This is a genomic window from Streptococcus oralis, from assembly GCF_021497885.1.
Classification (GTDB): domain Bacteria; phylum Bacillota; class Bacilli; order Lactobacillales; family Streptococcaceae; genus Streptococcus; species Streptococcus oralis_BQ.
On record NZ_CP046523.1, the window covers coordinates 416731 to 439536 of the forward strand.

Annotated in this window: 23 protein-coding genes; 9 read left to right on the forward strand and 14 right to left on the reverse strand. The window is 41.9% G+C overall.

Annotated elements, in window-relative coordinates; genetic code table 11:
* Positions 1-52 precede the first annotated feature (52 nt).
* The 3 genes from GOM48_RS02030 (at position 53) to dtd (ending at position 4017) form a co-directional block, all read left to right on the forward strand.
* Positions 53-1183: an ABC transporter ATP-binding protein gene (locus tag GOM48_RS02030; RefSeq protein ID WP_084949178.1), complete on the forward strand. Its 1131-nt coding sequence runs from the start codon at positions 53-55 to the stop codon at positions 1181-1183.
* A gap of 144 nt (positions 1184-1327) precedes the next feature.
* The gene (locus GOM48_RS02035) at positions 1328-3544 is read left to right on the forward strand and encodes a RelA/SpoT family protein (protein WP_235098053.1); all 2217 of its coding nucleotides are present in this window, start codon (positions 1328-1330) and stop codon (positions 3542-3544) included.
* 29 nt (positions 3545-3573) lie between these two features.
* Complete coding sequence (dtd, locus tag GOM48_RS02040) at positions 3574-4017, forward strand: D-aminoacyl-tRNA deacylase (protein ID WP_049479095.1); 444 nt, start codon at positions 3574-3576, stop codon at positions 4015-4017.
* Positions 4018-4048: 31 nt separating this feature from the next.
* Here the strand turns inward: dtd and GOM48_RS02045 are convergent, their stop codons facing one another.
* From GOM48_RS02045 to GOM48_RS02070, 6 genes are all read right to left on the reverse strand, one after another.
* On the reverse strand, positions 4049-4462 hold the full coding sequence (locus GOM48_RS02045) for a hypothetical protein (RefSeq protein ID WP_049479094.1): 414 nt from the start codon (positions 4460-4462) through the stop codon (positions 4049-4051).
* 107 nt (positions 4463-4569) lie between these two features.
* A complete protein-coding gene (locus GOM48_RS02050; RefSeq protein ID WP_049479093.1) occupies positions 4570-5220 on the reverse strand; it encodes a metal-dependent transcriptional regulator in 651 nt (216 codons plus the stop codon).
* A gap of 83 nt (positions 5221-5303) precedes the next feature.
* The gene (tpx, locus tag GOM48_RS02055; RefSeq protein ID WP_000206544.1) at positions 5304-5798 is read right to left on the reverse strand and encodes a thiol peroxidase; all 495 of its coding nucleotides are present in this window, start codon (positions 5796-5798) and stop codon (positions 5304-5306) included.
* 122 nt (positions 5799-5920) lie between these two features.
* Positions 5921-6850 (reverse strand): metal ABC transporter substrate-binding protein, encoded by a 930-nt coding sequence (locus GOM48_RS02060; RefSeq protein WP_000733079.1) that lies wholly within the window; start codon positions 6848-6850, stop codon positions 5921-5923.
* A gap of 25 nt (positions 6851-6875) precedes the next feature.
* Positions 6876-7724: a metal ABC transporter permease gene (locus GOM48_RS02065; protein ID WP_049479091.1), complete on the reverse strand. Its 849-nt coding sequence runs from the start codon at positions 7722-7724 to the stop codon at positions 6876-6878.
* Positions 7718-8443, reverse strand: coding sequence for a metal ABC transporter ATP-binding protein (locus tag GOM48_RS02070; RefSeq protein ID WP_049479090.1), 726 nt, complete (start codon positions 8441-8443; stop codon positions 7718-7720). The genes GOM48_RS02065 and GOM48_RS02070 overlap by 7 nt, the downstream gene beginning before the upstream one ends.
* 179 nt (positions 8444-8622) lie before the next feature.
* Between GOM48_RS02070 and GOM48_RS02075 the strand changes: the two genes are divergently transcribed.
* A complete protein-coding gene (locus tag GOM48_RS02075; RefSeq protein ID WP_235098055.1) occupies positions 8623-10515 on the forward strand; it encodes a M13 family metallopeptidase in 1893 nt (630 codons plus the stop codon).
* Positions 10516-10553: 38 nt separating this feature from the next.
* Here GOM48_RS02075 and GOM48_RS02080 read toward each other — a convergent pair whose 3' ends face one another.
* The 4 genes from GOM48_RS02080 to GOM48_RS02095 all read right to left on the reverse strand — a co-directional run bounded on the left by GOM48_RS02080 (position 10554) and on the right by GOM48_RS02095 (position 13883).
* A complete protein-coding gene (locus GOM48_RS02080; protein ID WP_235098057.1) occupies positions 10554-11183 on the reverse strand; it encodes an MBL fold metallo-hydrolase in 630 nt (209 codons plus the stop codon).
* Between the two features lie 83 nt (positions 11184-11266).
* Complete coding sequence (locus tag GOM48_RS02085) at positions 11267-12340, reverse strand: DUF2974 domain-containing protein (protein ID WP_235098059.1); 1074 nt, start codon at positions 12338-12340, stop codon at positions 11267-11269.
* Positions 12341-12451: 111 nt separating this feature from the next.
* Complete coding sequence (locus GOM48_RS02090; protein WP_235098061.1) at positions 12452-13228, reverse strand: ferredoxin reductase; 777 nt, start codon at positions 13226-13228, stop codon at positions 12452-12454.
* Between the two features lie 85 nt (positions 13229-13313).
* A complete protein-coding gene (locus tag GOM48_RS02095) occupies positions 13314-13883 on the reverse strand; it encodes a TetR/AcrR family transcriptional regulator (RefSeq protein WP_235098713.1) in 570 nt (189 codons plus the stop codon).
* Positions 13884-14204: 321 nt separating this feature from the next.
* On the opposite strand from GOM48_RS02095, the gene GOM48_RS02100 reads away from it, so the two are divergent.
* On the forward strand, positions 14205-14882 hold the full coding sequence (locus GOM48_RS02100) for a response regulator transcription factor (RefSeq protein WP_235098063.1): 678 nt from the start codon (positions 14205-14207) through the stop codon (positions 14880-14882).
* Positions 14875-15849 (forward strand): sensor histidine kinase, encoded by a 975-nt coding sequence (locus GOM48_RS02105; RefSeq protein ID WP_235098066.1) that lies wholly within the window; start codon positions 14875-14877, stop codon positions 15847-15849. The genes GOM48_RS02100 and GOM48_RS02105 overlap by 8 nt, the downstream gene beginning before the upstream one ends.
* Before the next feature lie 47 nt (positions 15850-15896).
* Here GOM48_RS02105 and thrS read toward each other — a convergent pair whose 3' ends face one another.
* The 3 genes from thrS to GOM48_RS02120 all read right to left on the reverse strand — a co-directional run bounded on the left by thrS (position 15897) and on the right by GOM48_RS02120 (position 19111).
* Positions 15897-17840, reverse strand: a complete 1944-nt coding sequence (gene thrS / locus GOM48_RS02110; RefSeq protein ID WP_235098068.1) for a threonine--tRNA ligase — start codon at positions 17838-17840, stop codon at positions 15897-15899.
* Entirely contained in the window at positions 17833-18474 is a 642-nt protein-coding gene (locus GOM48_RS02115; RefSeq protein ID WP_235098715.1) for an AAA family ATPase, read from the reverse strand. The genes thrS and GOM48_RS02115 overlap by 8 nt, the downstream gene beginning before the upstream one ends.
* 262 nt (positions 18475-18736) lie before the next feature.
* Positions 18737-19111 carry a hypothetical protein gene (locus GOM48_RS02120; RefSeq protein ID WP_001246988.1) on the reverse strand — a complete coding sequence of 125 codons (375 nt, stop codon included), beginning with the start codon at positions 19109-19111 and terminating at the stop codon, positions 18737-18739.
* A gap of 195 nt (positions 19112-19306) precedes the next feature.
* Between GOM48_RS02120 and GOM48_RS02125 the strand changes: the two genes are divergently transcribed.
* The 3 genes from GOM48_RS02125 to GOM48_RS02135 all read left to right on the forward strand — a co-directional run bounded on the left by GOM48_RS02125 (position 19307) and on the right by GOM48_RS02135 (position 21733).
* On the forward strand, positions 19307-20149 hold the full coding sequence (locus GOM48_RS02125; protein WP_235098069.1) for a metallophosphoesterase family protein: 843 nt from the start codon (positions 19307-19309) through the stop codon (positions 20147-20149).
* 56 nt (positions 20150-20205) lie between these two features.
* The gene (locus tag GOM48_RS02130; protein ID WP_084973052.1) at positions 20206-20643 is read left to right on the forward strand and encodes an Rrf2 family transcriptional regulator; all 438 of its coding nucleotides are present in this window, start codon (positions 20206-20208) and stop codon (positions 20641-20643) included.
* A gap of 67 nt (positions 20644-20710) precedes the next feature.
* The gene (locus GOM48_RS02135) at positions 20711-21733 is read left to right on the forward strand and encodes a YdcF family protein (protein ID WP_235098071.1); all 1023 of its coding nucleotides are present in this window, start codon (positions 20711-20713) and stop codon (positions 21731-21733) included.
* 285 nt (positions 21734-22018) lie between these two features.
* Here GOM48_RS02135 and GOM48_RS02140 read toward each other — a convergent pair whose 3' ends face one another.
* Positions 22019-22801, reverse strand: coding sequence for a DUF4037 domain-containing protein (locus GOM48_RS02140; protein ID WP_235098073.1), 783 nt, complete (start codon positions 22799-22801; stop codon positions 22019-22021).
* Between the last annotated feature and the right edge of the window lie 5 nt (positions 22802-22806).

The window sequence follows — 22806 nt, forward strand, 5'->3', positions numbered from 1 at the left end:
AGCGTTTTCATATATAATGAAACTATCAAAATACAAAAGGAGTTCACCTTCCATGGTAGAATTAAATCTTAAAAACATTTACAAAAAATATCCAAACAGCGAACACTACTCAGTTGAAGACTTCAACTTGGACATCAAAGACAAAGAATTTATCGTTTTCGTAGGTCCTTCAGGATGTGGTAAATCAACAACTCTTCGTATGATTGCGGGTCTTGAAGACATTACAGAAGGTACTGCATCTATCGATGGCGTGGTTGTCAACGACGTAGCTCCAAAAGACCGTGACATCGCCATGGTATTCCAAAACTACGCTCTTTATCCACACATGACTGTGTATGACAACATGGCTTTCGGTTTGAAATTGCGTAAATACAGCAAGGAAGATATCGACAAACGTGTGCAAGAAGCTGCAGCAATCCTTGGTTTGAAAGAATTCTTGGATCGTAAACCAGCTGACCTTTCAGGTGGTCAACGTCAACGTGTTGCCATGGGGCGTGCGATCGTTCGTGATGCAAAAGTGTTCTTGATGGACGAACCTTTGTCAAACTTGGATGCTAAACTTCGTGTATCTATGCGTGCTGAAATTGCGAAAATCCACCGTCGTATCGGAGCTACAACTATCTACGTAACTCACGACCAAACAGAAGCGATGACGCTTGCAGACCGTATCGTTATCATGTCAGCAACTAAGAACCCAGCTGGTACAGGTACTATCGGACGTGTTGAACAAATCGGTACACCTCAAGAAGTTTACAAAAACCCAGTTAACAAATTTGTAGCAGGATTCATCGGAAGCCCAGCTATGAACTTCATCAATGTGAAATTAGAAGGCAACGAAATTGTTTCTGACGGTTTCCGCTTGAAAGTGCCAGAAGGTGCTTTGAAAGTTCTTCGTGACAAAGGCTACGAAGGAAAAGAATTGATTTTCGGTATCCGTCCAGAAGATGTGAATGCAGAACCTGCTTTCCTTGAAACATTCCCAGAATCAGTTGTCAAAGCTACTATCTCCGTATCAGAATTGCTTGGTTCAGAATCTCACCTTTACTGCCAAGTTGGTAAAGATGAATTTGTTGCCAAAGTGGATGCTCGTGACTACTTGCAAACAGGCGCAACAGTTGAACTTGGATTTGACTTGAACAAAGCACACTTCTTCGACGTAGAAACTGAAAAAACAGTTTACTAAGATAAATAAAATAACAAAGCACTGCAGAGTCTCTCTTGCAGTGTTTTTTCTTTTAATTGCTTAGGCTAGGCATGAAAACAGGCTTTTCTAGTTTTAATATTCTTAAAAAAGTGATAAAATGGTAGGAAGAATTGGAGAGAATAGATGCCGAAAGAAGTGAATTTGACGGGCGATCAGGTAGTCGCTTTAACGAGAGAATATTTAACAAAGGAAGACGTTGCTTTTGTACAAAAAGCATTGATTTACGCAGTTGATTGTCATAGTGGGCAGTTTCGGAAATCAGGTGAACCGTATATTATCCACCCCATTCAGGTAGCAGGAATCCTGGCTAAACTCAAGCTGGATGCCGTAACCGTTGCCTGTGGTTTTTTGCATGACGTGGTTGAGGACACGGAGGCAACGCTGGATGATTTGGAGCGAGAGTTCGGTCATGATGTTCGGATTATCGTTGATGGGGTGACCAAGCTTGGTAAGGTTGAGTACAAATCACTCGAGGAACAATTGGCTGAAAATCACCGCAAGATGCTTATGGCCATGTCAGAGGATATCCGTGTTATCTTGGTCAAACTATCGGATCGCTTGCACAATATGCGGACTCTCAAACACCTTCGAAAGGACAAGCAAGAACGGATCTCCAGAGAAACCATGGAAATTTACGCACCACTTGCTCATCGTCTAGGGATTTCCAGTGTCAAGTGGGAGTTGGAAGATTTATCTTTCCGTTACCTCAATCCAACTGAGTTTTACAAAATCACTCACATGATGAAGGAAAAACGCAGAGAACGTGAGGCTTTGGTCGATGAAGTCGTAACCAAGTTGGAGGAGTATGCTACCGAACGCAATCTCAAAGGGAAAATTTATGGTCGTCCTAAGCATATCTATTCGATCTACCGCAAGATGCAGGATAAGAAGAAACGCTTTGAGGAAATTTATGACCTGATTGCCATTCGCTGTATCTTAGATACCCAGAGTGATGTTTACGCCATGTTGGGTTATGTGCATGAACTTTGGAAACCCATGCCTGGCCGCTTCAAAGACTATATCGCCAATCGTAAGGCCAATGGTTACCAGTCTATCCATACAACCGTTTATGGGCCAAAAGGGCCGATTGAATTCCAGATTCGGACCAAGGAAATGCACGAAGTGGCTGAGTACGGGGTTGCGGCTCACTGGGCTTATAAGAAAGGCATTAAAGGGCAGGTCAACAGCAAGGAATCTGCTATTGGAATGAACTGGATTAAGGAGATGATGGAGCTCCAAGACCAGGCTGATGATGCCAAGGAATTTGTGGACTCTGTTAAAGAAAACTATCTGGCGGAGGAGATTTACGTCTTTACTCCTGATGGTGCGGTTCGCTCCCTACCAAAAGATTCAGGACCGATTGACTTTGCCTATGAAATCCATACCAAAGTCGGTGAAAAAGCGACTGGTGCCAAGGTCAATGGCCGTATGGTTCCGCTGACAACCAAGCTCAAGACAGGGGATCAGGTTGAAATTATCACCAATCCCAACTCCTTTGGTCCGAGTCGTGACTGGCTCAACATGGTCAAGACCAGCAAGGCGCGCAATAAGATTCGTCAGTTCTTTAAAAATCAAGACAAGGAATTATCCGTTAACAAGGGCCGTGAAATGTTGATGGCCCAGTTCCAAGAAAACGGCTATGTAGCCAATAAGTTTATGGACAAGCGTCATATGGACGAGGTCCTTCAAAAGACCAGCTACAAGACAGAGGAAGCTCTCTACGCAGCCATTGGTTTTGGAGAAATTGGTGCTATTACCGTCTTTAACCGTTTGACCGAAAAGGAACGCCGTGAGGAAGAGCGTGCCAAGGCCAAGGCGGAAGCAGAAGAGCTTGTCAAAGGTGGCGAAGTTAAAGTCGAGAACAAAGAAGCCCTCAAGGTTAAGCATGAGGGTGGTGTGGTCATTGAAGGTGCTTCAGGCCTCCTCGTTCGTATTGCCAAGTGTTGCAATCCAGTGCCGGGTGACGACATTGTCGGCTACATTACTAAGGGACGCGGTGTAGCTATTCACCGTGTGGACTGTATGAACCTCCGTGCCCAAGAAAACTATGAGCAACGTCTCCTTGATGTGGAATGGGAAGATCAATTCTCAAGCAAGGAATACACCGCCCACATCGATATCTATGGTCTCAACCGTACAGGTCTCTTAAATGATGTTCTGCAAGTTCTCTCAAACACAACCAAGAATATCTCAACCGTTAACGCCCAACCAACCAAGGATATGAAATTTGCCAATATCCATGTCTCCTTTGGTATTTCCAACCTCTCTACACTGACCACAGTTGTGGACAAGATTAAGAGTGTGCCAGAGGTCTACTCTGTCAAACGGACCAACGGCTAATTCTCCTAGCTCTTACTAGAAAGGCTATTATGAAAATCATTATCCAACGGGTTAAAAAAGCTCAAGTCAGTATCGAAGGTCAGGTTCAGGGAAAGATCAATCAGGGACTCTTATTGCTGGTCGGTGTTGGTCCAGAGGCCCAAGAGGAAGATTTGGACTATGCTGTGAGAAAGCTCGTCAACATGCGGATTTTTTCTGATGCGGAAGGGAAAATGAACCTATCTGTCAAGGATATTGAAGGAGAAATCCTTTCTATTTCCCAGTTTACCCTCTTTGCGGATACTAAGAAAGGCAATCGCCCCGCCTTTACAGGTGCAGCCAAGCCGGATATGGCAGCTGCCTTCTATGAGGCTTTCAACCAAAAGCTAGCTCAGGAAGTGCCTGTTCAGACAGGCATCTTTGGAGCGGATATGCAGGTGGAGCTGGTAAATGATGGGCCAGTTACCATCATTCTTGATACTAAAAATAGATAAGAAAACCAAGCCCGGCTGGCTTGGTTTTTGTTTAGAGACACTCCCATAAAGAGGTATGTCGGTTGTAAAAGTCTGGATAGTTTTCTCTTAGGTGGCTAGCCGTTATATAGTATAAAGTAGAATGACAGGAAGTAAAGACTGGAGTAAGAGAGTAGAAATATTGAGGGCCAGTGATGGCTAAAAAGACAAATAATAGAAAATCGCTGATGAGCACTCCTAAATAGTAGAAGCGAATTTTTTTGTTCATCTGAGGATAAATCTCAGAGAAATGTTTTTTGAGTCGGAAGACCAAGCGAAATAGCAGTAGTCCTTGAGCAAGGATGAAAATGAAGCAAAAAATCAGGCCTCTCTCCAAAGAAAGTTCGTATCGGGGTCTGAAAGTTACCAACAGTAGCAAATCGCTGACTACAATGGCTGCAAAATGGATTCTAAAGAGTTTTTTCATAGGAAGACCTCCCTCTTTTATCTAGCTTCATTCTACACCAAACGAATGGGACTTACAAGCAAAATAATAAAAAATCCCTGAAAGGAATTTCTTTCAGGAATAAGGGGTTAGTTGATTTTTTCGACATAGAGTTGTTTGGCGATATCCATACTAACTTGGAGGTCTTCGTCTTTGTTGACCAGTGTAAAAGTATTGGAAAAATTATCAAACTGCTTGACTTTGACTTGGTCACCGATATGGATTTCATGCTTTTCTAGATATTTGAGTAGTTCAAAACTATCATGAACGCGAGTCAGGAGATAGGTTCCAGCTTCTTGGACGTCTGCCAGTGGTAAGTTGTTGATTTCAACCAATAGCTCTCCCTTAGCTGGGATGGTTCCTCCGTGGGGGCAGGTTTTAGGGAAACCAAGCAGTTTATCCAGTCTCTCTACGAAGAGGTCAGATACAGTGTGCTCTAGGACCTCAGCTTCCTCATGGATCTGGTCACTGGTATAGTCGAGATGGTGAACTAGAAAGACTTCAATCAACCGGTGTTTGCGATAGAGCTCGGAGACTAGTTTGAGCCCAATATCTGTCAATAGATAGCCATTCTCCTTGTCCTTGAGGATGAGATTTTCACTTTTCATGCGTTTGATCATCTCTGTTACGGCAGGTGGAGAGACTTGCATACGGGCAGCAATTTCCTTATTAGTGATTTTCTGCATCTCCGTACCGATTTCATAAATACATTTTAGGTAGTCTTCTTTATTTGGAGTCATTCGTTTCCTCTTGTCTTTTCTCTCCATCTAGTATATCAAAAAAAGCTAGATTTCTCTAGCCTTCTGCCCTAATGGCTTTGATTTTAGTCCAGTTCTTTTACTGCAGCAATAGCAGCTTCAAAGTCTGGTTCTGTATTGATGTTGTCAACGTATTCTACATAACGGATGACATTGTCAGTATCGAGAACAAAGACGGCACGTGCAAGGAGATGCCATTCGTTGATCAAGAGGGCATAATCGCGTCCGAAAGAATGGTCGAAGTAGTCTGATAGCATGATGGCATTGTCAAGGCCTTCAGCCCCGCACCAGCGTCCTTGGGCAAATGGTAGGTCCATAGAAACAGTAAGAACGACGGTATTGTCGAGGTTAGCTAGTTCTTGGTTGAATCGACGTGTTTGCGTTGAGCAGATACCAGTATCGATAGAAGGGACAACACTCAAGACTTTTTTCTTTCCTTCAAAGTCAGCTAGCGTTTTTTTAGAGAGATCGGTTGTCGTAAGAGAAAAGTCAAGTGCCTTGTCTCCGACTTGCAGTTGTTTACCTGTAAAAGTTACAGGATTTCCGAGAAAAGTGGTCATGAAACTACTCCATTCTTTTTTCTTTTATTTTACCGAGAATTGTCAGATTTTTCCAATGATTTGACTGGAAATTAAAAGAGAAAAAAACGACCGTTCATGTGAGAACGACGTTTTTTAATGGATTACTTAGACAAACCTTCAGCAATCTTGTCAAGGTTGTATTTCATCATGTTGTAGTAGCTGTCACCTTCTTTACCTTCTTCAGCAATTGAGTCAGTAAAGATTTGCGCGTAAATTGGGATATTTGTGTCTTGTGAAACAGTCTTCATTGGACGGTCATCGACACTTGATTCAACAAAGAGTGATGGAACTTTTGTTTGGCGAAGTTTTTCAACCAAGGTCTTGATTTGTTCAGGTGTTCCTTCTTCTTCTGTGTTGATTTCCCAGATGTAGGCACTTGGGACACCGTAGGCTTTAGAGAAGTATTTGAAGCATCCTTCGCTGGTTACGATGAGTTTTTTCTCAGCAGGGATATTGTTAAATTTCTCTTTGGCTTCCTTGTCCAGTTTGTCTAGTTTTTCAGTATAGTCTTTGAGATTTTTTTCGTAGAATTCCTTGTTGCTTGGGTCTTTGGCAATGAGCTGTTTAGCGATATTTTTAGCATAAATCATCCCATTTTCAAGGTTGAGCCAAGCGTGTGGGTCTTCTTTGCCTTTCTCGTTTTGGCCTTCAAGGTAGATAACATCAACGCCTTCGCTGACTGCAAAGTAGTCTTTGTTTTCAGTTTTCTTGGCATTTTCGACCAATTTGGTAAACCAAGCATTGCCACCTGTTTCAAGGTTGATACCGTTATAGAAAATCAAGTCAGCTTGAGAAGTTTTCTTAACGTCTTCAGGAAGTGGTTCGTATTCGTGTGGGTCTTGACCAACAGGAACGATACTGTGAAGATCAATCTTGTCACCAGCGATATTTTTGGTAATATCAGCGATGATTGAGTTTGTAGCAACAACTTTTAGTTTTTGACCAGAAGCAGCATCTTTTTTTCCGCTAGCACATGCGACAAGTGCAATGACGGAAAGAAAGAGTACAAGCAATGTACCTAATTTTTTCATTAGATTCCTCCAGAAGGGTTTCCCCTTATTTATTGATTTTTTTATTTTTTAGTTTCAAGTATCGTTGCTTTGGAGAGATAAAGAAACTGATTAAAAAGAAGCTGGCGGATGTGAGCACGATGCTGGATCCTGCTGCGAGATTGAAGCTATAGCCGATAAAGAGTCCCAAAACAGAAGCGGTTGCCCCTAGGGTTGATGAAAGAAAAATCATGCTCTTTAGGCTATTAGCATAAAGGTAAGCCGTCGCAGCTGGGGTGATCAACATGGCCACGATAAGAATAGTTCCAACACTTTGCATGGCAGTGACGGACACAAGGGTCAAGAGCACCATGAGCAGATAGTGGTAGAAATTGACGGGCATTCCCATGGCTTTAGCCAGGAGTTCGTCAAAGGATGTAATCAATAGTTGTTTAAAGAAAATCCCGATAATCAAGAGAATCAATGCCCCCACACCAATGGTGATCCACATGTCCGTATCTTGGACAGCGAGGATATTCCCAAAAAGGATATGGAAGAGGTCTGTCGAACTCTTGGCAACACTAATCAAGATGACACCTAAGGCTAAGAAAGATGAAAAGGTAATACCAATGGCAGTGTCACTCTTGATGATAGAGTTGCCCTTGATGTAGGTAATGATGATGGAAGCCATCAAGCCAAAGATGATCGCTCCAATAAAGAAATCAATTCCCAGGATAAAGGAAAGGGCTACGCCGGGCAAAACTGCGTGAGAGATGGCATCCCCCATGAGAGACATTCCACGTAGGATGATAAAACATCCCACAGCTCCAGCAACCACCCCGATGACTATAGCTGTTATCAAGGCGTTTTGTAGGAAATGGAAATGTTGCAATCCATCGATAAATTCTGCTAACATAGGTCACCTCCATTGAAAAAGAGTTTGCTACCGTAGGCCTTCTTAAGATTGGCTTCGGTAAAGGTTTCTTCAGTTGGACCAATAGCAACCAATTCTCGATTGAGAAGCATAACTTGGTCGAAATAATGAGGGACTTTGCTGAGGTCATGATGGACGATGAGAACTGTTTTACCAGCTTTTTTAAGGTCTCTCAGTGTATTCATGATAATCTCTTCACTGATCGAGTCAATCCCGACAAAAGGCTCATCTAAAAAGATGTAGTCAGCTTCCTGCACTAAGCAGCGGGCAATCAAAACACGTTGGAATTGTCCTCCAGAGAGCTGACTGATTTGGCGATCAGCATAGTCTGAGAGTCCAACGATTTCAAGTGCATCCGCCACTTTTTTCCAGTGGCTGGCCTTTAAAGTGTGGAAGAGCGGGATAGATGGATAGAGTCCCAGTGAGACACATTCCTTGACCTTGATAGGGAAATTGTAGTCGATATGGATTTTTTGCTCGACATAGGCAACTCGATGTAAAGATTTCTTGACTTCTTTGTCATCGAGAAAGGCCTGACCTTCGTGTGGGATAATTCCCAACATACTTTTTAATAAAGTTGATTTTCCAGCACCGTTTGGACCAATTATTCCGGTAATAGTTGGTCCGTGGAGCACTAGTGAAATATCCTTTAGTGCCAACGTTTCTTTGTAGGAGACACTGAGGTTTTTAATACGTATCATACAGTTGTTTTCCTCCTATCTTTTAATATACATTAAAAAAAAAATTAAGTCAAGTTAATTTTTGAAAAATTTAAAATAATAACTGAAAAATGAAGTGAAAAGAGAAACCATTTTTAATTGCATTCTCCTGTGTTTTTTGCTAAGCTAAGAATAAGTGAAAAAATGAAAGCGAGAACAAGATGACACGTTATCAAGATGATTTTTATGATGCAGTCAATGGCGAATGGGAAAAAACAGCTGTGATTCCAGCTGACAAATCTCGAACCGGTGGCTTTATTGACCTTGACGAGGAAATTGAAGATTTGATGTTGGCAACCACAGAAAAGTGGTTGGCAGGTGAAGAGATCCCAGAGGATGCTATCCTCTCAAACTTTGTTAAGTACCACCGCATGGTACGTGATTTTGATAAGAGAGAAGCAGATGGGATTAAGCCCGTCCTTCCTCTACTCAAGGAATACCAAGACTTGGAGAGTTTTGCAGATTTCACCAGCAAACTTGCAGAATTTGAACTAGCAGGCAAGCCAAACTTCCTCCCATTTGGTGTATCGCCAGACTTTATGGATGCCAGAACCAATGTTCTCTGGGCCAGCGCTCCAAGGACGATTTTGCCAGATACAACTTACTATGCGGAAGAACATCCGCAACGCGAAAAGCTCTTGACTTTATGGAAAGAAAAAAATCGCAACCTCCTCAGAGTTTATGGTTTTTCAGAGGATGAGATTTCAGATTTACAAGAAAAACGATTGGAGTTGGACCGTCGAGTTGCAGCTGTAGTGCTTTCTAACGAAGAAAGTTCAGAGTATGCCAAACTCTACCATCCATACGCTTATGAAGATTTCAAGAAATTTGCCCCTGCACTCCCTTTGGATGATTTCTTCCAAAAGGTGATTGGACAAACGCCAGACAAGGTTATTGTAGATGAAGAACGTTTCTGGCAAGCAGCAGAGCAATTCTACAGTGAAGAAGCGTGGCCTCTACTTAAGGCAACCTTGATTTTGGGTGTTGTCAATCTCTCAACAAGCTATCTCACAGATGAGATTCGCGTCTTGTCAGGTGCCTATGGACGTGCCCTTTCAGGTGTTCCAGAAGCTCAGGACAAGGTTAAGGCAGCTTATCACTTGGCCCAAGGTCCTTTCAAGCAAGCTCTCGGCCTTTGGTATGCGCATGAAAAATTCTCTCCAGAAGCTAAGGCAGACGTGGAGAAAAAAGTAGCGACAATGATTGACGTTTATAAGGAACGCTTGGCTAAGAACGACTGGCTTACACCTGAAACGCGTGAGAAGGCCATTGTCAAACTTAATGTCATCAAGCCTTATATCGGTTATCCAGAGGAATTACCAGAACGCTACAAGGACAAGGTAGTGGATGAAACCGCCAGTCTCTTTGAGAATGCCCTAGCCTTTGCGCGTGTGGAAATCAAGCACAGCTGGAGTAAGTGGAATCAACCAGTTGACTATAAGGAATGGGGCATGCCTGCTCACATGGTTAATGCCTACTATAATCCTCAGAAGAACTTGATTGTCTTCCCAGCAGCTATTTTACAGGCTCCATTCTATGATTTGCATCAGTCGTCTTCAGCTAACTACGGTGGGATTGGTGCGGTTATTGCCCATGAAATCTCTCATGCCTTTGACACAAATGGCGCTTCTTTTGATGAAAATGGTAGCCTCAAGGATTGGTGGACAGAGAGTGACTACGCTGCCTTTAAAGAAAAAACGCAGAAAGTTATTGACCAGTTTGATGGGCTGGAATCTTACGGCGCAACAATCAACGGAAAACTAACCGTATCAGAAAACGTTGCCGACTTGGGAGGGATTGCTGCAGCCCTTGAAGCAGCAAAGAGAGAAAAAGACTTCTCAGCCGAAGAATTCTTCCACAACTTTGCTCGTATCTGGCGTATGAAAGGTCGTCCAGAGTTGATGAAACTTATGGCTAGTGTCGACGTGCACGCGCCAGCTAAACTCCGTGTCAATGTCCAAGTACCAAACTTCGATGATTTCTTTACAACTTATGATGTCAAAGAAGGTGATGGTATGTGGCGCGCACCAGAGGATCGTGTGATTATTTGGTAAGACAAAAACCAAGGAAATTATCCTTGGTTTTTTGCTTGCTAGAAAAAGGGATTAAAGGTCTTTTCGTGAGCGATAGTCGTAGCTGGACCGTGTCCAGGGTAGACATCGTAGTTAGGGAGGGTGAAGAGTTGCGTCTGAATGCTATGGAGGAGTTGTTCCGTGCTACCTGTAGGAAGGTCTGTTCGTCCGATGGTTTCGCGGAAAAGAGCATCTCCGGTCAAGACTAGATGAGCATCAGGAAAGACGATAGAAACACCGCCAATAGAGTGTCCTGAGGTTGGTAGAACTGTAAAACGGAATTCCTCAAGCTGGTATTCTTCATGAAAGACAAAGGTGTGTTCTGCAGGTTTTGCGACCACATCTGCTATATCATCGTGACGAGGTAGGCCAGAGAGATTGTCAACGGGGGTATAGAGCCAAGAAGCTTCACTCTCTGCTACATAAACTGGAGGATTTCCAAAAGTCTCACGCACCAAGTCCAGACTCATAATATGGTCGTAGTGGGTGTGGGTCAGGAGAATCGCACAGACGGGTTTGTTGATTTTCTCAATGGTCTTACGAATGGCTTCCCAATGGCTACCTGGGTCAACCACAATCAGGTGTTGGTCTCCCTCTATATAGTAGGTGTTTTCATAGGCAACAGGATTCACGGTTTTATGGATTTTCATAGGATTTCCTCTCTCAAAGAATGTACTGATATCAGTATAACACAGAAGAGAATGCTTAGGGTATCAGAAAGTATTTTTCTACCTTAACGATTTTTCCAAGCTTGGTAGCGAGTATCAATCAAGAGTTGGGTTAAGCGCCCCATGGTTTCTCTTTCTTCGGTAGTGAGGGATTGAGCTTGTACAAAGAGTTGATGAATATGTTCAATGACCTTGAAGGAAGAAAGATCGTTGATAGAGGAGATGCCTGTATCAAGAATGATTCCAAAAAAGAGGTCGAAGTAGAGCTGCAGTTCCTCGTCAGGAACTGTCTCCACCCATTCCTTAAAGGTAGTATCGACTTGCTGGCTGTCACTATTTGTCTCATCCAGTTGGACAAAGTGTTTGTCTTCAACCTGCCAACTAAAGGTGTCGTGCTGGGCAAGACCACCTAGGGCAGTGCTTCGAACGACGATTTTTTTATCAGGAATTTCCAGCATCATACCGATGATAGACCCTTGTGGGACAAATACTTTCGTTCTTTCCATCATGTTTTGATAGCCTGGCGTTTCGGTTAGTTCCTTGTGAAGCCCAGGGGCATCAAAAGTATAGACAGCGACAATGTTTTTTTGTAAAAGGGAATCAAGGTGACTGGCAGCATAGACGGCTAGATTGCCCCCTTTTGAGTGTCCTGCTAGGATAACCTTTTGGTTAGGATGTTGGGCAAAAAAGTCCTCTAAATACTGGAGGGCATGTTTTTGAGCTGGGATTTCCTTCATATAGGTCATATGGAAATCTTCTTTCCAACCAATGATGCTGTCATCCGTTCCGCGAAAAACAAGCAAATAGGTATCGAGACTGATACGATAAGTCATAGCCGCAAACTGTTTTTGCAATTCAGGATCGATATCATTGATAAAGTTTGAGAGCTTGCAATTTTTAAACCGTTTGTGTTGAGAGAGTTGATCCAACAACTGGAGACGGTTCTTATTGGTCAACATAGTTGTTTCTCCAGGGATTTGAGGTGCTAGATCTATGAGACGCTTTGGTTCTTGAGCGACTAAATCATCAAAAGGAAGATAGGTTAATTCAGTAAGGGAAAGAACATCTAACTCATTCACGGGGAGGTCATAAAAGGAATCGTATGCTACATCATTGAGGTAGTCAAAAATATTAGCCATAAAAGCTCCTTTCTCTATGTTTATCCTACCACATTTACAGAGAATTAGCTAGTAGGCTTGTTCGAATGACCTAGTAGGGTTTGATTCAGATACATAGAAGACAGGCTGCTCCTATTTCAAACCTCTAAATGAGCTTACTTGAATATTTTTGCTATCGATTCCATTTTCCTTTAAAAAATTCTTCATCTCATTTACATCATCAGGTTGGCCGGTGATGAGATAGCTAGCTTGATTGCCGTATTCATCAATAGCACGTTTTAAAAATTCTTGACTTTGAGAAAGTTCATCGCTAGTTTTATAAGTAAAATTAGATGTTTTCTGAGCCAGTTCTTTCATCTCTTTATCAAAAATAGTTACTCCTTTGTCAAGATGGTTGAGAATAATCGGACATTTACCAACCCATTCTTTGATAAGGGGGCGTAGAGCAGAAATGCCGACATCAGATGCAAAGCAAACTAGTGGCTGATTCGTATCTTTAACGGTCAAAGAGGAATCCAGCCAACTCATCTCAATTTCACTGCCAGCCGGTAAATGTGTCAAGGTTTCCTTAAAGCGGCTACCACTATTATGAGTTAAAATGAGGATTTCATCTTCATCAGGTGTGGAGGCAATGGTTAGCCATCGACTGGATTGATTCCCTTTACCTTCATTTTTTCTAGTAGTAGACGACGTATCAGGGAGTGTGAACTTAGCATAAGCCCCAGCTTTCCAGATTTGCTGACTCGGTTTTGTAATATGAATTAAATATAGATCTCCGCTGGGGTTTTCGATGGATTTTATCGATAATGTCTGGCCTCGTCCAAGATAAGTAATGGTGCCCCAAGTTATAAGGGCTAGTAATCCAAGTGAAGATAGAATGATAATAAACATTTTTTTACCTCTTTTCATTTTTTATGACTCCTATTCTTAATTTTATGAATGAACTAGAAAATAATTCATTCATATATTTTCAAAAAATAAAGAAATCCATTCTTTATTTTAGAATTCCTTTAATGAAGTTGGTTGCAAGTATTTCAACAGTTTTGCCAATATCTGGAAAATCTTTTTCCGTGATATGCATATCCATATAGTAAAAAAGATTATAAACCTGTAAAATATCTTGAATCTTTTCTGGCGAGTATCCTTCAGCCTGCATACGATTTGTAAAAGTTTTAACTAGAAACTGATGAAAAGGATTTGTGACTTTGCCTTCTTCCGAGGAATAGTAGCTGTGCAACTCATCTGCGATGGCAGGATTGTACCATTCTGCAAGGATTTTATTGGAAGAAACGAGAGTTCTGGACTGAGCAAATAGTTGACCAATGAGGTCGATCATGTCAATTTCCCAATCCAGTTCTTCGATCATAGCTTGGCGAACACGGTTGTTTTCATCTATATAGATGTCTAGAAAAATGGCTTCTTTACTTTCGTAATAGTTATAAAAAGAACCAACTGCAACACCAGCTTGCCTAGCAATTTCTGAAATTCCTGTCGCCTTGTAACCTTTTTTCGAAAAAACTTCATAGGCCGCTGTCTTTAAAGCTTGTTTTTTGTCCAATCTGATTTAACCTCCTTTGTTTAATGAATGAATAAGTTGATTTGTTCATTCATATTCTAACAAATCATGGCTAGCTTGTCAATAAGAAGGCTAGATCTATTAAATAAGTGAAAGAAACGCTAATGAAATAAACACAAAAAGGAAAATATAGGATAAGGCTGGAACTATACTTAAAAATAAGGTATGATATCAGTGGGAATGTTCTCTATATAGCATCTGTTTACTGATCTGAATTTGGAGAATAGGCTGCTAAACAGTATGAGATACTAATCTGTAGCTCTGATATGAAGGGTTTTGATACTTTGAGTAATAGCAAAGGAGGAGCGCATGCACAAGATTTTACTAGTAGAGGATGATCAAGTCATTCGGCAACAAGTGGGTAAACTGCTCTCAGAATGGGGTTTTGAGGTCGTTTTGGTAGAGGATTTTATGGAGGTATTGAGCCTTTTTGTTCAGTCAGAACCTCATTTGGTCCTCATGGATATTGGTCTGCCTCTTTTTAATGGTTACCACTGGTGCCAGGAGATTCGCAAGATTTCCAAGGTACCCATTATGTTTTTGTCTTCGAGAGACCAGGCGATGGATATCGTTATGGCAATCAATATGGGGGCAGATGACTTTGTGACCAAGCCTTTTGACCAGCAGGTGCTTCTTGCCAAGGTTCAGGGCTTGTTGCGCCGTTCCTATGAATTTGGGCGGGATGAAAGTCTGCTGGAGTATGCGGGTGTGATCCTCAATACCAAGTCTATGGACCTGCACTATCAGGGGGAAATCCTGAGTTTGACTAAGAATGAATTTCAAATTTTACGGGTCTTGTTTGAACATGCTGGCAATATCGTGGCGCGTGATGACCTGATGCGGGAACTCTGGAATAGCGACTTTTTCATCGATGACAATACCTTGTCCGTCAATGTTGCTCGCTTGCGCAAAAAGCTGGAGGAACAAGGCCTGGTAGGTTTTATCGAAACTAAGAAAGGGATAGGATACGGACTGAAACATGCTTGATTGGAAATCATTTTTTCTAGCCTATCTGCGTTCTCGCAGTCGCATCTTTGTCTATATTTTTTCATTAGGCTTTCTCGTCCTTCTCTTTCAGTTTTTATTTGCTAGTCTAGGAACTTACTTTCTTTATTTATTTCTGCTCAGTAGTTTTTTGACCTTCTTATTTTTGGCTTGGGATATATTTGCAGAAGCTCAGGTTTACCGTCAGGAAGTACTCTATGCTGAGAGAGACCCCAAGTCTCCTCTGGAATGTGCGCTAGCAGAAAAACTTGAAGAGCGAGAGTCTGAATTGTATCAAAAGAAGTCTGAAGCGCAAAGCAAGCTGACGGATTTGCTTGATTACTACACCTTGTGGGTTCACCAAATCAAGACCCCCATTGCGGCTAGTCGACTTTTAGTGGCAGAAGTCTCTGATCGTGAGGTCAAGCAGCAACTGGAACAGGAAATCTTTAAGATTGACTCCTATACCAATCTGGTGTTGCAGTATCTTCGTTTGGAAAACTTCCACGATGACTTGGTATTTGAAAAGGTTCAAGTGGAGGATCTGGTGAAGGAAGTGGTTCGCAAGTATGCTCTTTTCTTTATCCAAAAAGGACTGACGGTCAATCTACATGATCTTGACAAAATCATCGTGACCGATAAGAAGTGGTTGTTGGTCGTCATTGAACAAATCCTCTCAAACAGCCTCAAATACACCAAGAAAGGTGGGCTAGAGATTTATATGGAAGGTCAAGAGCTTTGTATCAAGGATACGGGAATCGGGATTAAAAACAGCGATGTGCTCCGAGTCTTTGAACGTGGCTTTTCAGGATATAATGGTCGCCTAACCCAGCAGTCATCTGGACTTGGCCTTTACCTATCTAAGAAAATTTCTGAAGAACTGGGACATCAGATTCGCATTGAGTCTGAGGTTGGAAAAGGAACGACCGTACGGATCAAATTCGCTGAAGTGAAGCTCGTTATTGAGTAAACATAGATGAAAAAAAGCCTCCAAATGGAGGCTTTTGTGTTAATTACTTATTTCTCAACGCGTGATTTGTTGGCGATATCAGCTAGGATAGCTTGAACAAAGTCATCAACTGGAACAGTTTTCGTTTCTTTTTGGCCGTAGCGACGAACGTTGACCGTTCCGTCTTCCATTTCCTTGTCCCCAACGATCAATTGGTATGGAATCTTGCTGGTTTGTGAAGCACGGATCTTGAACTGCATTTTTTCATTGCGCTCATCTACGTCTGCACGGACACCACGGTCACGGAGTTTCTTAGCAACTTCCCATGCGTAGTCCACGTGTTTTTCGTTAGATACCGGAATGAGGGTTACTTGGTGTGGTGCAAGCCATGTTGGGAAGGCACCCTTGTAGTTCTCAATCAAGATAGCTGTGAAGCGTTCCATGGTTGAAATAACACCACGGTGAATCATAACTGGACGGTGCTCTTCGCCATCAGCTCCGATGTATTTGAGGTCGAAGCGTTCTGGTAATAAGAAGTCAAGCTGAATAGTAGAAAGGGTTTCTTCTTTACCGAGAGCAGTCTTAACCTGGATATCCAATTTTGGTCCGTAGAAGGCTGCTTCACCTTCAGCTTCAAAGTAGTCAACACCCATTTCATCAAGAGCTGCACGAAGCATGGTTTGGGCATTTTCCCACATCTCATCGTTGTCAAAGTACTTGTGAGTATCTTGAGGGTCACGAAGAGAGAGACGGAAGCGGTATTCAGTCAAGTTGAAGTCTTCATAAACATCGATAATCAACTGAAGGGCACGTTGGAATTCTTCTTGGATTTGTTCAGGAGTAACAAAGAGGTGACCGTCGTTGAGAGACATCTCACGAACACGTTGAAGACCAGTAAGGGCACCAGATTTTTCGTAGCGGTGCATCATACCGATTTCAGCGATACGGATTGGCAATTCACGGTAAGAGTGAACATGGTGTTTGAAGACTTGGATGTGGTGTGGGCAGTTCATTGGACGAAGAACAAATTCTTCCCCGTCACCCATATCCATCGTTGGGAACATATCTTCACGGTAGTGATCCCAGTGACCAGAAGTCTTGTAAAGCTCTACTGAAGCAAGTGGTGGAGTGTAAACGTGTTGGTAGCCAGAAGCCAACTCCTTGTCCACGATATAGCGTTCCAATTCACGACGAATAGTCGCACCATTTGGCAACCAGAATGGAAGTCCTTGACCAACCTCTTGAGAAATCATGAAGAGGTCAAGCTCTTTACCAAGTTTACGGTGGTCACGTTCTTTGGCTTCTTCACGCATTTGAAGGTAGTTCTTCAAGTCTTTCTTGTCAAACCAAGCTGTACCGTAAATCCGTTGCATCATGGCATTGTCGCTATTTCCACGCCAGTAAGCACCAGCTACATGAAGAAGGTGGAAGATTTGGATGCGGCCTGTTGAAGGCACGTGAGGCCCACGGCAGAGATCCACATATTCACCCTGACGGTAGATAGTCAAACCACCTTCGTCTTCAGAGTGTTCTTCAATCAATTCCAACTTGTAAGGGTCGTTCTTAAAGATTTCACGTGCCTCGTTTTTAGTCACTTCTTCACGGATTGATGGGAAGTTTTCTTTAACGATCTTTTGCATTTCTTCTTCGATACGAGGAAGGTCTTCGTTAGAGATTTGACCAGCTGTATTGTCAGTATCGTAGTAGAAGCCATCTTCGATAGCTGGACCGACACCCAAGTGAATATCTGGGAAGAGGCGACGAGCTGCTTGGGCGAACAAATGAGCCGCTGAGTGGCGCAAGATTGGAAGAGCATCTTCGTGATCAGGTGTCACGATTTCGATGCTTCCATCTTCAGTGATAGCACGAGTCGTGTCGATGAGTTTGCCGTTGAATTTACCAGCCAAGGCTTTTTTAGCGAGGGAATTGCTGATAGATTGAGCAATTTCAAAAGTTGTAACGCCAGATTCGAATTCACGAACAGCGCCATCTGGGAAAGTAAACTTAATCATGGTTTTCTCCTTTAATATTTATTCTATTTTTGTTGGACAATTTTAAGAGCCGAGCAACTTCTTCCGCACTCTGATTCTCTGATTGACTACCATCTGTTACGAGGCTAGGATAGCCTAATTTCACCGCTTCCTTACGAACCATTTGAGCAAAAAGAATGTCTCGTTGCATCCAGTTTTCAAAAGCTTGATCAGGGTTGGTTGTACCCTCTAAGACATAAGGAACCCATTCTCTCTGTATATAATGCTTTTTTTGAAAATCAGCTGTCGGAGTCAAGCATAGATAGGATGATACTTGACATTCAAGCTCCTTTACCAAGTGAGGCAAAAGTCCTGCTCCCTCCACCAAGAGAGGTCTGTTTTGATTTTTTATCAAGTAAGATTTTACATAAGGAAAAATCTCTTCATAAAAGCACCATTCTTCATCTGCCATCTCTTCTGGCTTTCTCATCCAGATTTGTTCTGGATTTCTATCCTTCCTAAGAAGGCAAATTGGCTGTGAGTCTGCACTTGCTTGACTCATCATCTCTTCTACCAAATCATCCAGTTTGATATGAAGTAGTTGATACTGTCTAGCAAGAAGTGAGGCAATTGTTGACTTTCCACTACAAGGCGATCCGCCAATCATATAAAGCATCGTTCTTCCTCCTTCTGACAAAACAAAAAACGACATCCATAAAAGGACGTCGCAACGTGGTTCCACCTTCATTTATGTTCCTCAAAAAAGAGGGACACCTCTGATTGGCTCTAACGTAGCCACCGTTTTATGTTTGCATAAAAGTCAGTAGAGTAGTATCAGTTTAGGCTTTCTATGCGTTTCCAGCAACCACGCACTCTCTAGTAGAAAGGGACTAAGTGACTTGTCTCTATGCATTATTATAGCATGATTGCGAGAATTTTCAAGGTTTTTGTATAATTTTTTTATTTTTCTCTCGCTGGAAGACATGCTTGATCCCCACACCAGCAGCCAACCCAAGTAGGGCAAAGAGTTCATAGGCTAGGAAGTAAAGTAGGATGAACTCACCAAAGGTGATGATGGTAAAGCAATAGAGCAGACCAATACCGAGTAGCCACCAAAGTGAGAAATGAAATCGATAGCTATAAAGTAGCGATACGATAAAGGTTACCAGAGGTGAGAAGAGGATGATGTTATAAATGTACAGTCCCTTCAGTGTATATGGGTCAGAGATGAGTAGAGAGAGGAGCTCATAGAGGGGCCAGTAAAAAAAGAAAGTGACAAGGTAGTATGGGATATACTTAAGATAATTCCGCATGGCAATAGTCCTCCAATCTGGAAAAATTGAGAGATATTGTAGACCACATAATCCTAAATGAAGGGGAAATCTCTACTTATATTATAGCACGATTTGGAGGCTCTTACAATTTAATCCAGTGATCAGTGATAGTGATCTTTTCGAGTGTTTTCTGTTATAATACTAACAAAAGAAGTAAGAGAGTAAGGAGAAAGAATGACCAAAATAGCAGTTCTTTCAGACATACATGGAAATACGACAGCTTTGGAAGCTGTACTGGCTGATGCTAAAGCGGCAGAGGTAGACCAATACTGGCTTTTAGGAGATATTCTGATGCCAGGAACAGGACGTAGAAGGATCTTGGACCTCTTAGCTAGCTTGCCTATTACAGTAAGAGTTCTGGGAAATTGGGAGAATAGTCTCTGGAGAGGCTTGCATCGCAAGTTAGATCCTACAAAAGCGAGCCATCGTTATCTCCTGCGTCAAAGTCAGTACATCTTAGAGGAGGTCAGCCCAGAAGAAATCGAAGACCTCAATAATCAACCCCTGCAAGTTCATCGTCAGTTTGGTGATTTGATGGTGGGAATCACTCACCATCTCCCTGATAAAAACTGGGGTAGAGAGTTGATTCATACGGGAAAACAAGAAGATTTTGATAGATTGGTGACGAATCCACACGCCTCTATCGCAGTATATGGCCATATTCATCAACAGTTGCTTCGTTATGGAAGTGATGGACAGTTGATTCTTAATCCAGGTTCCATTGGACAACCTTTCTTTCTAGATGCGAAGTTGCGTAAGGACCTGCGGGCCCAGTATATGATCTTAGAGATTGATGAAGCAGGTTTGGCTGATGTTGATTTTCGTCGAGTGGATTATGATGTAGAAGCCGAATTGCAGTTGGCTAAGGATGTAAAGCTCCCCTATTTCCAAATCTACTATGAAAGTTTGGTAAATGGGATTCACCATACTCATAATCAGGAACTTCTGTATGAAATTGCTCAAGAACAGGGGCATGATGCCGAGTTGGATGCATGGTTGGATAGTGGTAATGATTGACATTACAACGTAAAAGGGTATAATGGTTATCAGATAGGATGTGAAAGGAGAAGAAGATGCAAATTTCAAGTCGATTTACGATTGCGACTCATATGTTAATCATCATTGCCATTAAGAGTCAAGAGAGCAAAGTGACCAGTGATTTTCTCGCAGCCAGTGTCGGGGTCAATCCGGTCATTATTCGCAAAACATTGTCCCAACTCAAAAAAGCTGAACTGATATCAGTTGCGCGTGGGACGGGCGGTACCGAGATTCTCAAAGACCTACAAGATATTAGTCTTTTTGATGTTTATCAGGCAGTCGAATGTTTAGGAAAATCTGGTAAACTCTTTAGTTTCCATGACAATCCCAACCCCAACTGTCCAGTAGGGGCCAATATTCATGAAGTTTTAGATCAAAAATTGCTAGATATCCAAGAAGCGATGGAAAACCAGCTTCGTCAGACGAGTCTGGCTCAGGTTGTGGCAGATGCTCAGGATAAAATGACAAAGTAAGAGGGCTAGAGTCCTCTTTTTCTATTGCTATAATTATGGTACAATGTAGTCATCAAAGGAGGAGACTATGTACTTTATCACAGGATTTTTTGTCCTACTTTTTCTCGTTTCGTTTTTTAGGGACAATCGCAGTCTCTGGAATCCAGCTCTCTTGCTTTTATCTCTGCTCTTTTCTTACCTGTCTATTGCCAATCTTTTTTACGAAGCTGGGCAGAAAGAAGTGCACATGGTTTTCTTTGCAGGGATTTTTCTCCTGCTGCCTCTTTTAGTTTTTCTAAGTGGTTTTTTCCTTATTTATAATGGATTTGTGTTATTGAAAAAAGAAGGAAAATCCAAGGCAAATTATTTGTCACTAGGATTAGGCTGCGTGATTCTATTCTTTTTTGTGATCATGGCGATTCGAGTGAGCGATACCAAGGGCTTGTTTTACACCAATCATCTAGTGAATATTATCTTTTTCTTTTTGATTTATTCGTATTTGATTTTTGGTTTTGCCTTTGCAGGATTTCTGCTTTATTCCATTCTGTATCTTTTCATTCCTAAGAAAAAATATTATGATTTTATCATCATTCACGGAGCAGGCTTGTTGAATGGAGAAAAAGTAACTCCCTTGCTCAAGAGCCGCATTGACAAAGCCGTAGAAGCTTATCGTCAGTCGTCCAATCCCAACGTTAAACTCATCGCAAGTGGTGGTCAAGGTGGGGATGAGAAGATTTCCGAGGCTCAGGCAATTTGTAATTATTTGCTGGAAGAGACGGATGTTCCGAGAGAAGCGATTCTCCTAGAGGAAGACTCAACGACGACCTATGAGAATCTTCTCTTCTCAAAAGAAATGGGAGAGAAGCTGGTGGCTAGTCCACGTTTTCTCTTTGTGACCAATGACTATCATGTTTTTCGTACCAGTACCTATGCTCGCCGTATTGGGATGAAGGGAGATGGTCTTGGTTGCCGTACAGCCGCCTACTATATCCCATCGGCCTTTATCAGAGAATACATTGCTCTATGTGTGAAGATGAGATGGCTTTTTCTCGCCTTCTATATTTTATTAATTTTAGCTCTGATTTTCTCCTATAGAGGTGTTCTATGGTAATATGTAAAATTCATATTGTAATTCTTGTTAGAATCTCTAAAAAATCTTGTATAACCCTAAGGGAAAAATTGTCACTAGTAATGAAAGAGCAGGGTAAGTGATTGTGAGTGCGGTTTTTGGAACGGTTTCATGATTGCTCGTCAATCAATTGAACAATTTCTAACTTAGTTGCAGATTTTCAGAGAGAGTCAAAAATAGGCAACTGAATATGAGTAGACTAGAATTTTACAGTCAACGACAAATAAAAATGTGAACAGCAACAGAGGTTCACATTTTCTTTTTGGTCTATGGCAAAATGGCTTTTAGTTCCTTCAGGATAGTTTGCAAGGTCACGACCGCTTGTTCTCCTTGTTGCGGTTGGTAGAGTAGTTGGAAATACTTGCTAATAGTTTCTTCAAATTGCTTAGGGAGGAGTGTACAATGGGTCTTTGCGTACTCCAACATTCGTTTTTCACCAGGATGGGTTTGCTCATTGAGCGCAAATAACAAGTCAAAGTAGGAAGCAAAAAACTCACTCGTACGATGATTCATACTGAGAAGATCTTGGCGTTTGATAGCTTTTTCTATTTGGTGAGAGAAGGCAGGCATGGCTTGTTCTAGCAAAAGGAGTTGCCTTTCAATGATATGCTTTTTGAGTTCCTGTGGATAGGGAATCTGGTAAGTCTTTTGGAGAGAAGCATAGTGTCCATTCGGGTCGTATAAAATCTTGCTGTGGAGTAGATTATGCCACATGCAAGTTGTATAAGCATTTTGAGCTTTGTGTTGAAAAACGGTTGAGTTCAATTCCTGTTCAAACGACTCCAGCGAACGATAAATCAACTCGATTTCGATACCGTTGTTTAGTACACAGTCGTCCTCTAACTCCCAAAACTGGTTTCCAATTTCCATATAGGAGCAGTATTTACTCAAAATTTTGAGGCGAGTCGCCTCATCAATAGAAGAGTTGAGATAGACATAAACGTCATAATCAGAGTTTTGATCGTAGGCTTGTCCTGCACGAGAACCACCAAGAGCAATAGCTTCTACTTGTTCCAGTTGAGAGAATTCTTTGCAAAGTTCTTGGATCATGATTT

What these genes read in the sequence shown, in the direction of transcription:
- thrS (WP_235098068.1), bottom strand. Translation starts at nt 17,840, where the DNA reads ATGATTAAGTTTACTTTCCCAGATGGCGCTGTTCGTGAATTCGAATCT.
- GOM48_RS02125 (WP_235098069.1), top strand. Translation starts at nt 19,307, where the DNA reads ATGACCAAAATAGCAGTTCTTTCAGACATACATGGAAATACGACAGCT.
- GOM48_RS02085 (WP_235098059.1), bottom strand. Translation starts at nt 12,340, where the DNA reads ATGGCTAATATTTTTGACTACCTCAATGATGTAGCATACGATTCCTTT.
- GOM48_RS02140 (WP_235098073.1), bottom strand. Translation starts at nt 22,801, where the DNA reads ATGATCCAAGAACTTTGCAAAGAATTCTCTCAACTGGAACAAGTAGAA.
- GOM48_RS02035 (WP_235098053.1), top strand. Translation starts at nt 1,328, where the DNA reads ATGCCGAAAGAAGTGAATTTGACGGGCGATCAGGTAGTCGCTTTAACG.
- tpx (WP_000206544.1), bottom strand. Translation starts at nt 5,798, where the DNA reads ATGACCACTTTTCTCGGAAATCCTGTAACTTTTACAGGTAAACAACTG.
- GOM48_RS02105 (WP_235098066.1), top strand. Translation starts at nt 14,875, where the DNA reads ATGCTTGATTGGAAATCATTTTTTCTAGCCTATCTGCGTTCTCGCAGT.
- GOM48_RS02045 (WP_049479094.1), bottom strand. Translation starts at nt 4,462, where the DNA reads ATGAAAAAACTCTTTAGAATCCATTTTGCAGCCATTGTAGTCAGCGAT.
- GOM48_RS02065 (WP_049479091.1), bottom strand. Translation starts at nt 7,724, where the DNA reads ATGTTAGCAGAATTTATCGATGGATTGCAACATTTCCATTTCCTACAA.
- dtd (WP_049479095.1), top strand. Translation starts at nt 3,574, where the DNA reads ATGAAAATCATTATCCAACGGGTTAAAAAAGCTCAAGTCAGTATCGAA.
- GOM48_RS02115 (WP_235098715.1), bottom strand. Translation starts at nt 18,474, where the DNA reads ATGCTTTATATGATTGGCGGATCGCCTTGTAGTGGAAAGTCAACAATT.
- GOM48_RS02050 (WP_049479093.1), bottom strand. Translation starts at nt 5,220, where the DNA reads ATGACTCCAAATAAAGAAGACTACCTAAAATGTATTTATGAAATCGGT.
- GOM48_RS02090 (WP_235098061.1), bottom strand. Translation starts at nt 13,228, where the DNA reads ATGAAAAGAGGTAAAAAAATGTTTATTATCATTCTATCTTCACTTGGA.
- GOM48_RS02075 (WP_235098055.1), top strand. Translation starts at nt 8,623, where the DNA reads ATGACACGTTATCAAGATGATTTTTATGATGCAGTCAATGGCGAATGG.
- GOM48_RS02100 (WP_235098063.1), top strand. Translation starts at nt 14,205, where the DNA reads ATGCACAAGATTTTACTAGTAGAGGATGATCAAGTCATTCGGCAACAA.
- GOM48_RS02030 (WP_084949178.1), top strand. Translation starts at nt 53, where the DNA reads ATGGTAGAATTAAATCTTAAAAACATTTACAAAAAATATCCAAACAGC.
- GOM48_RS02070 (WP_049479090.1), bottom strand. Translation starts at nt 8,443, where the DNA reads ATGATACGTATTAAAAACCTCAGTGTCTCCTACAAAGAAACGTTGGCA.
- GOM48_RS02080 (WP_235098057.1), bottom strand. Translation starts at nt 11,183, where the DNA reads ATGAAAATCCATAAAACCGTGAATCCTGTTGCCTATGAAAACACCTAC.
- GOM48_RS02060 (WP_000733079.1), bottom strand. Translation starts at nt 6,850, where the DNA reads ATGAAAAAATTAGGTACATTGCTTGTACTCTTTCTTTCCGTCATTGCA.
- GOM48_RS02120 (WP_001246988.1), bottom strand. Translation starts at nt 19,111, where the DNA reads ATGCGGAATTATCTTAAGTATATCCCATACTACCTTGTCACTTTCTTT.
- GOM48_RS02130 (WP_084973052.1), top strand. Translation starts at nt 20,206, where the DNA reads ATGCAAATTTCAAGTCGATTTACGATTGCGACTCATATGTTAATCATC.
- GOM48_RS02135 (WP_235098071.1), top strand. Translation starts at nt 20,711, where the DNA reads ATGTACTTTATCACAGGATTTTTTGTCCTACTTTTTCTCGTTTCGTTT.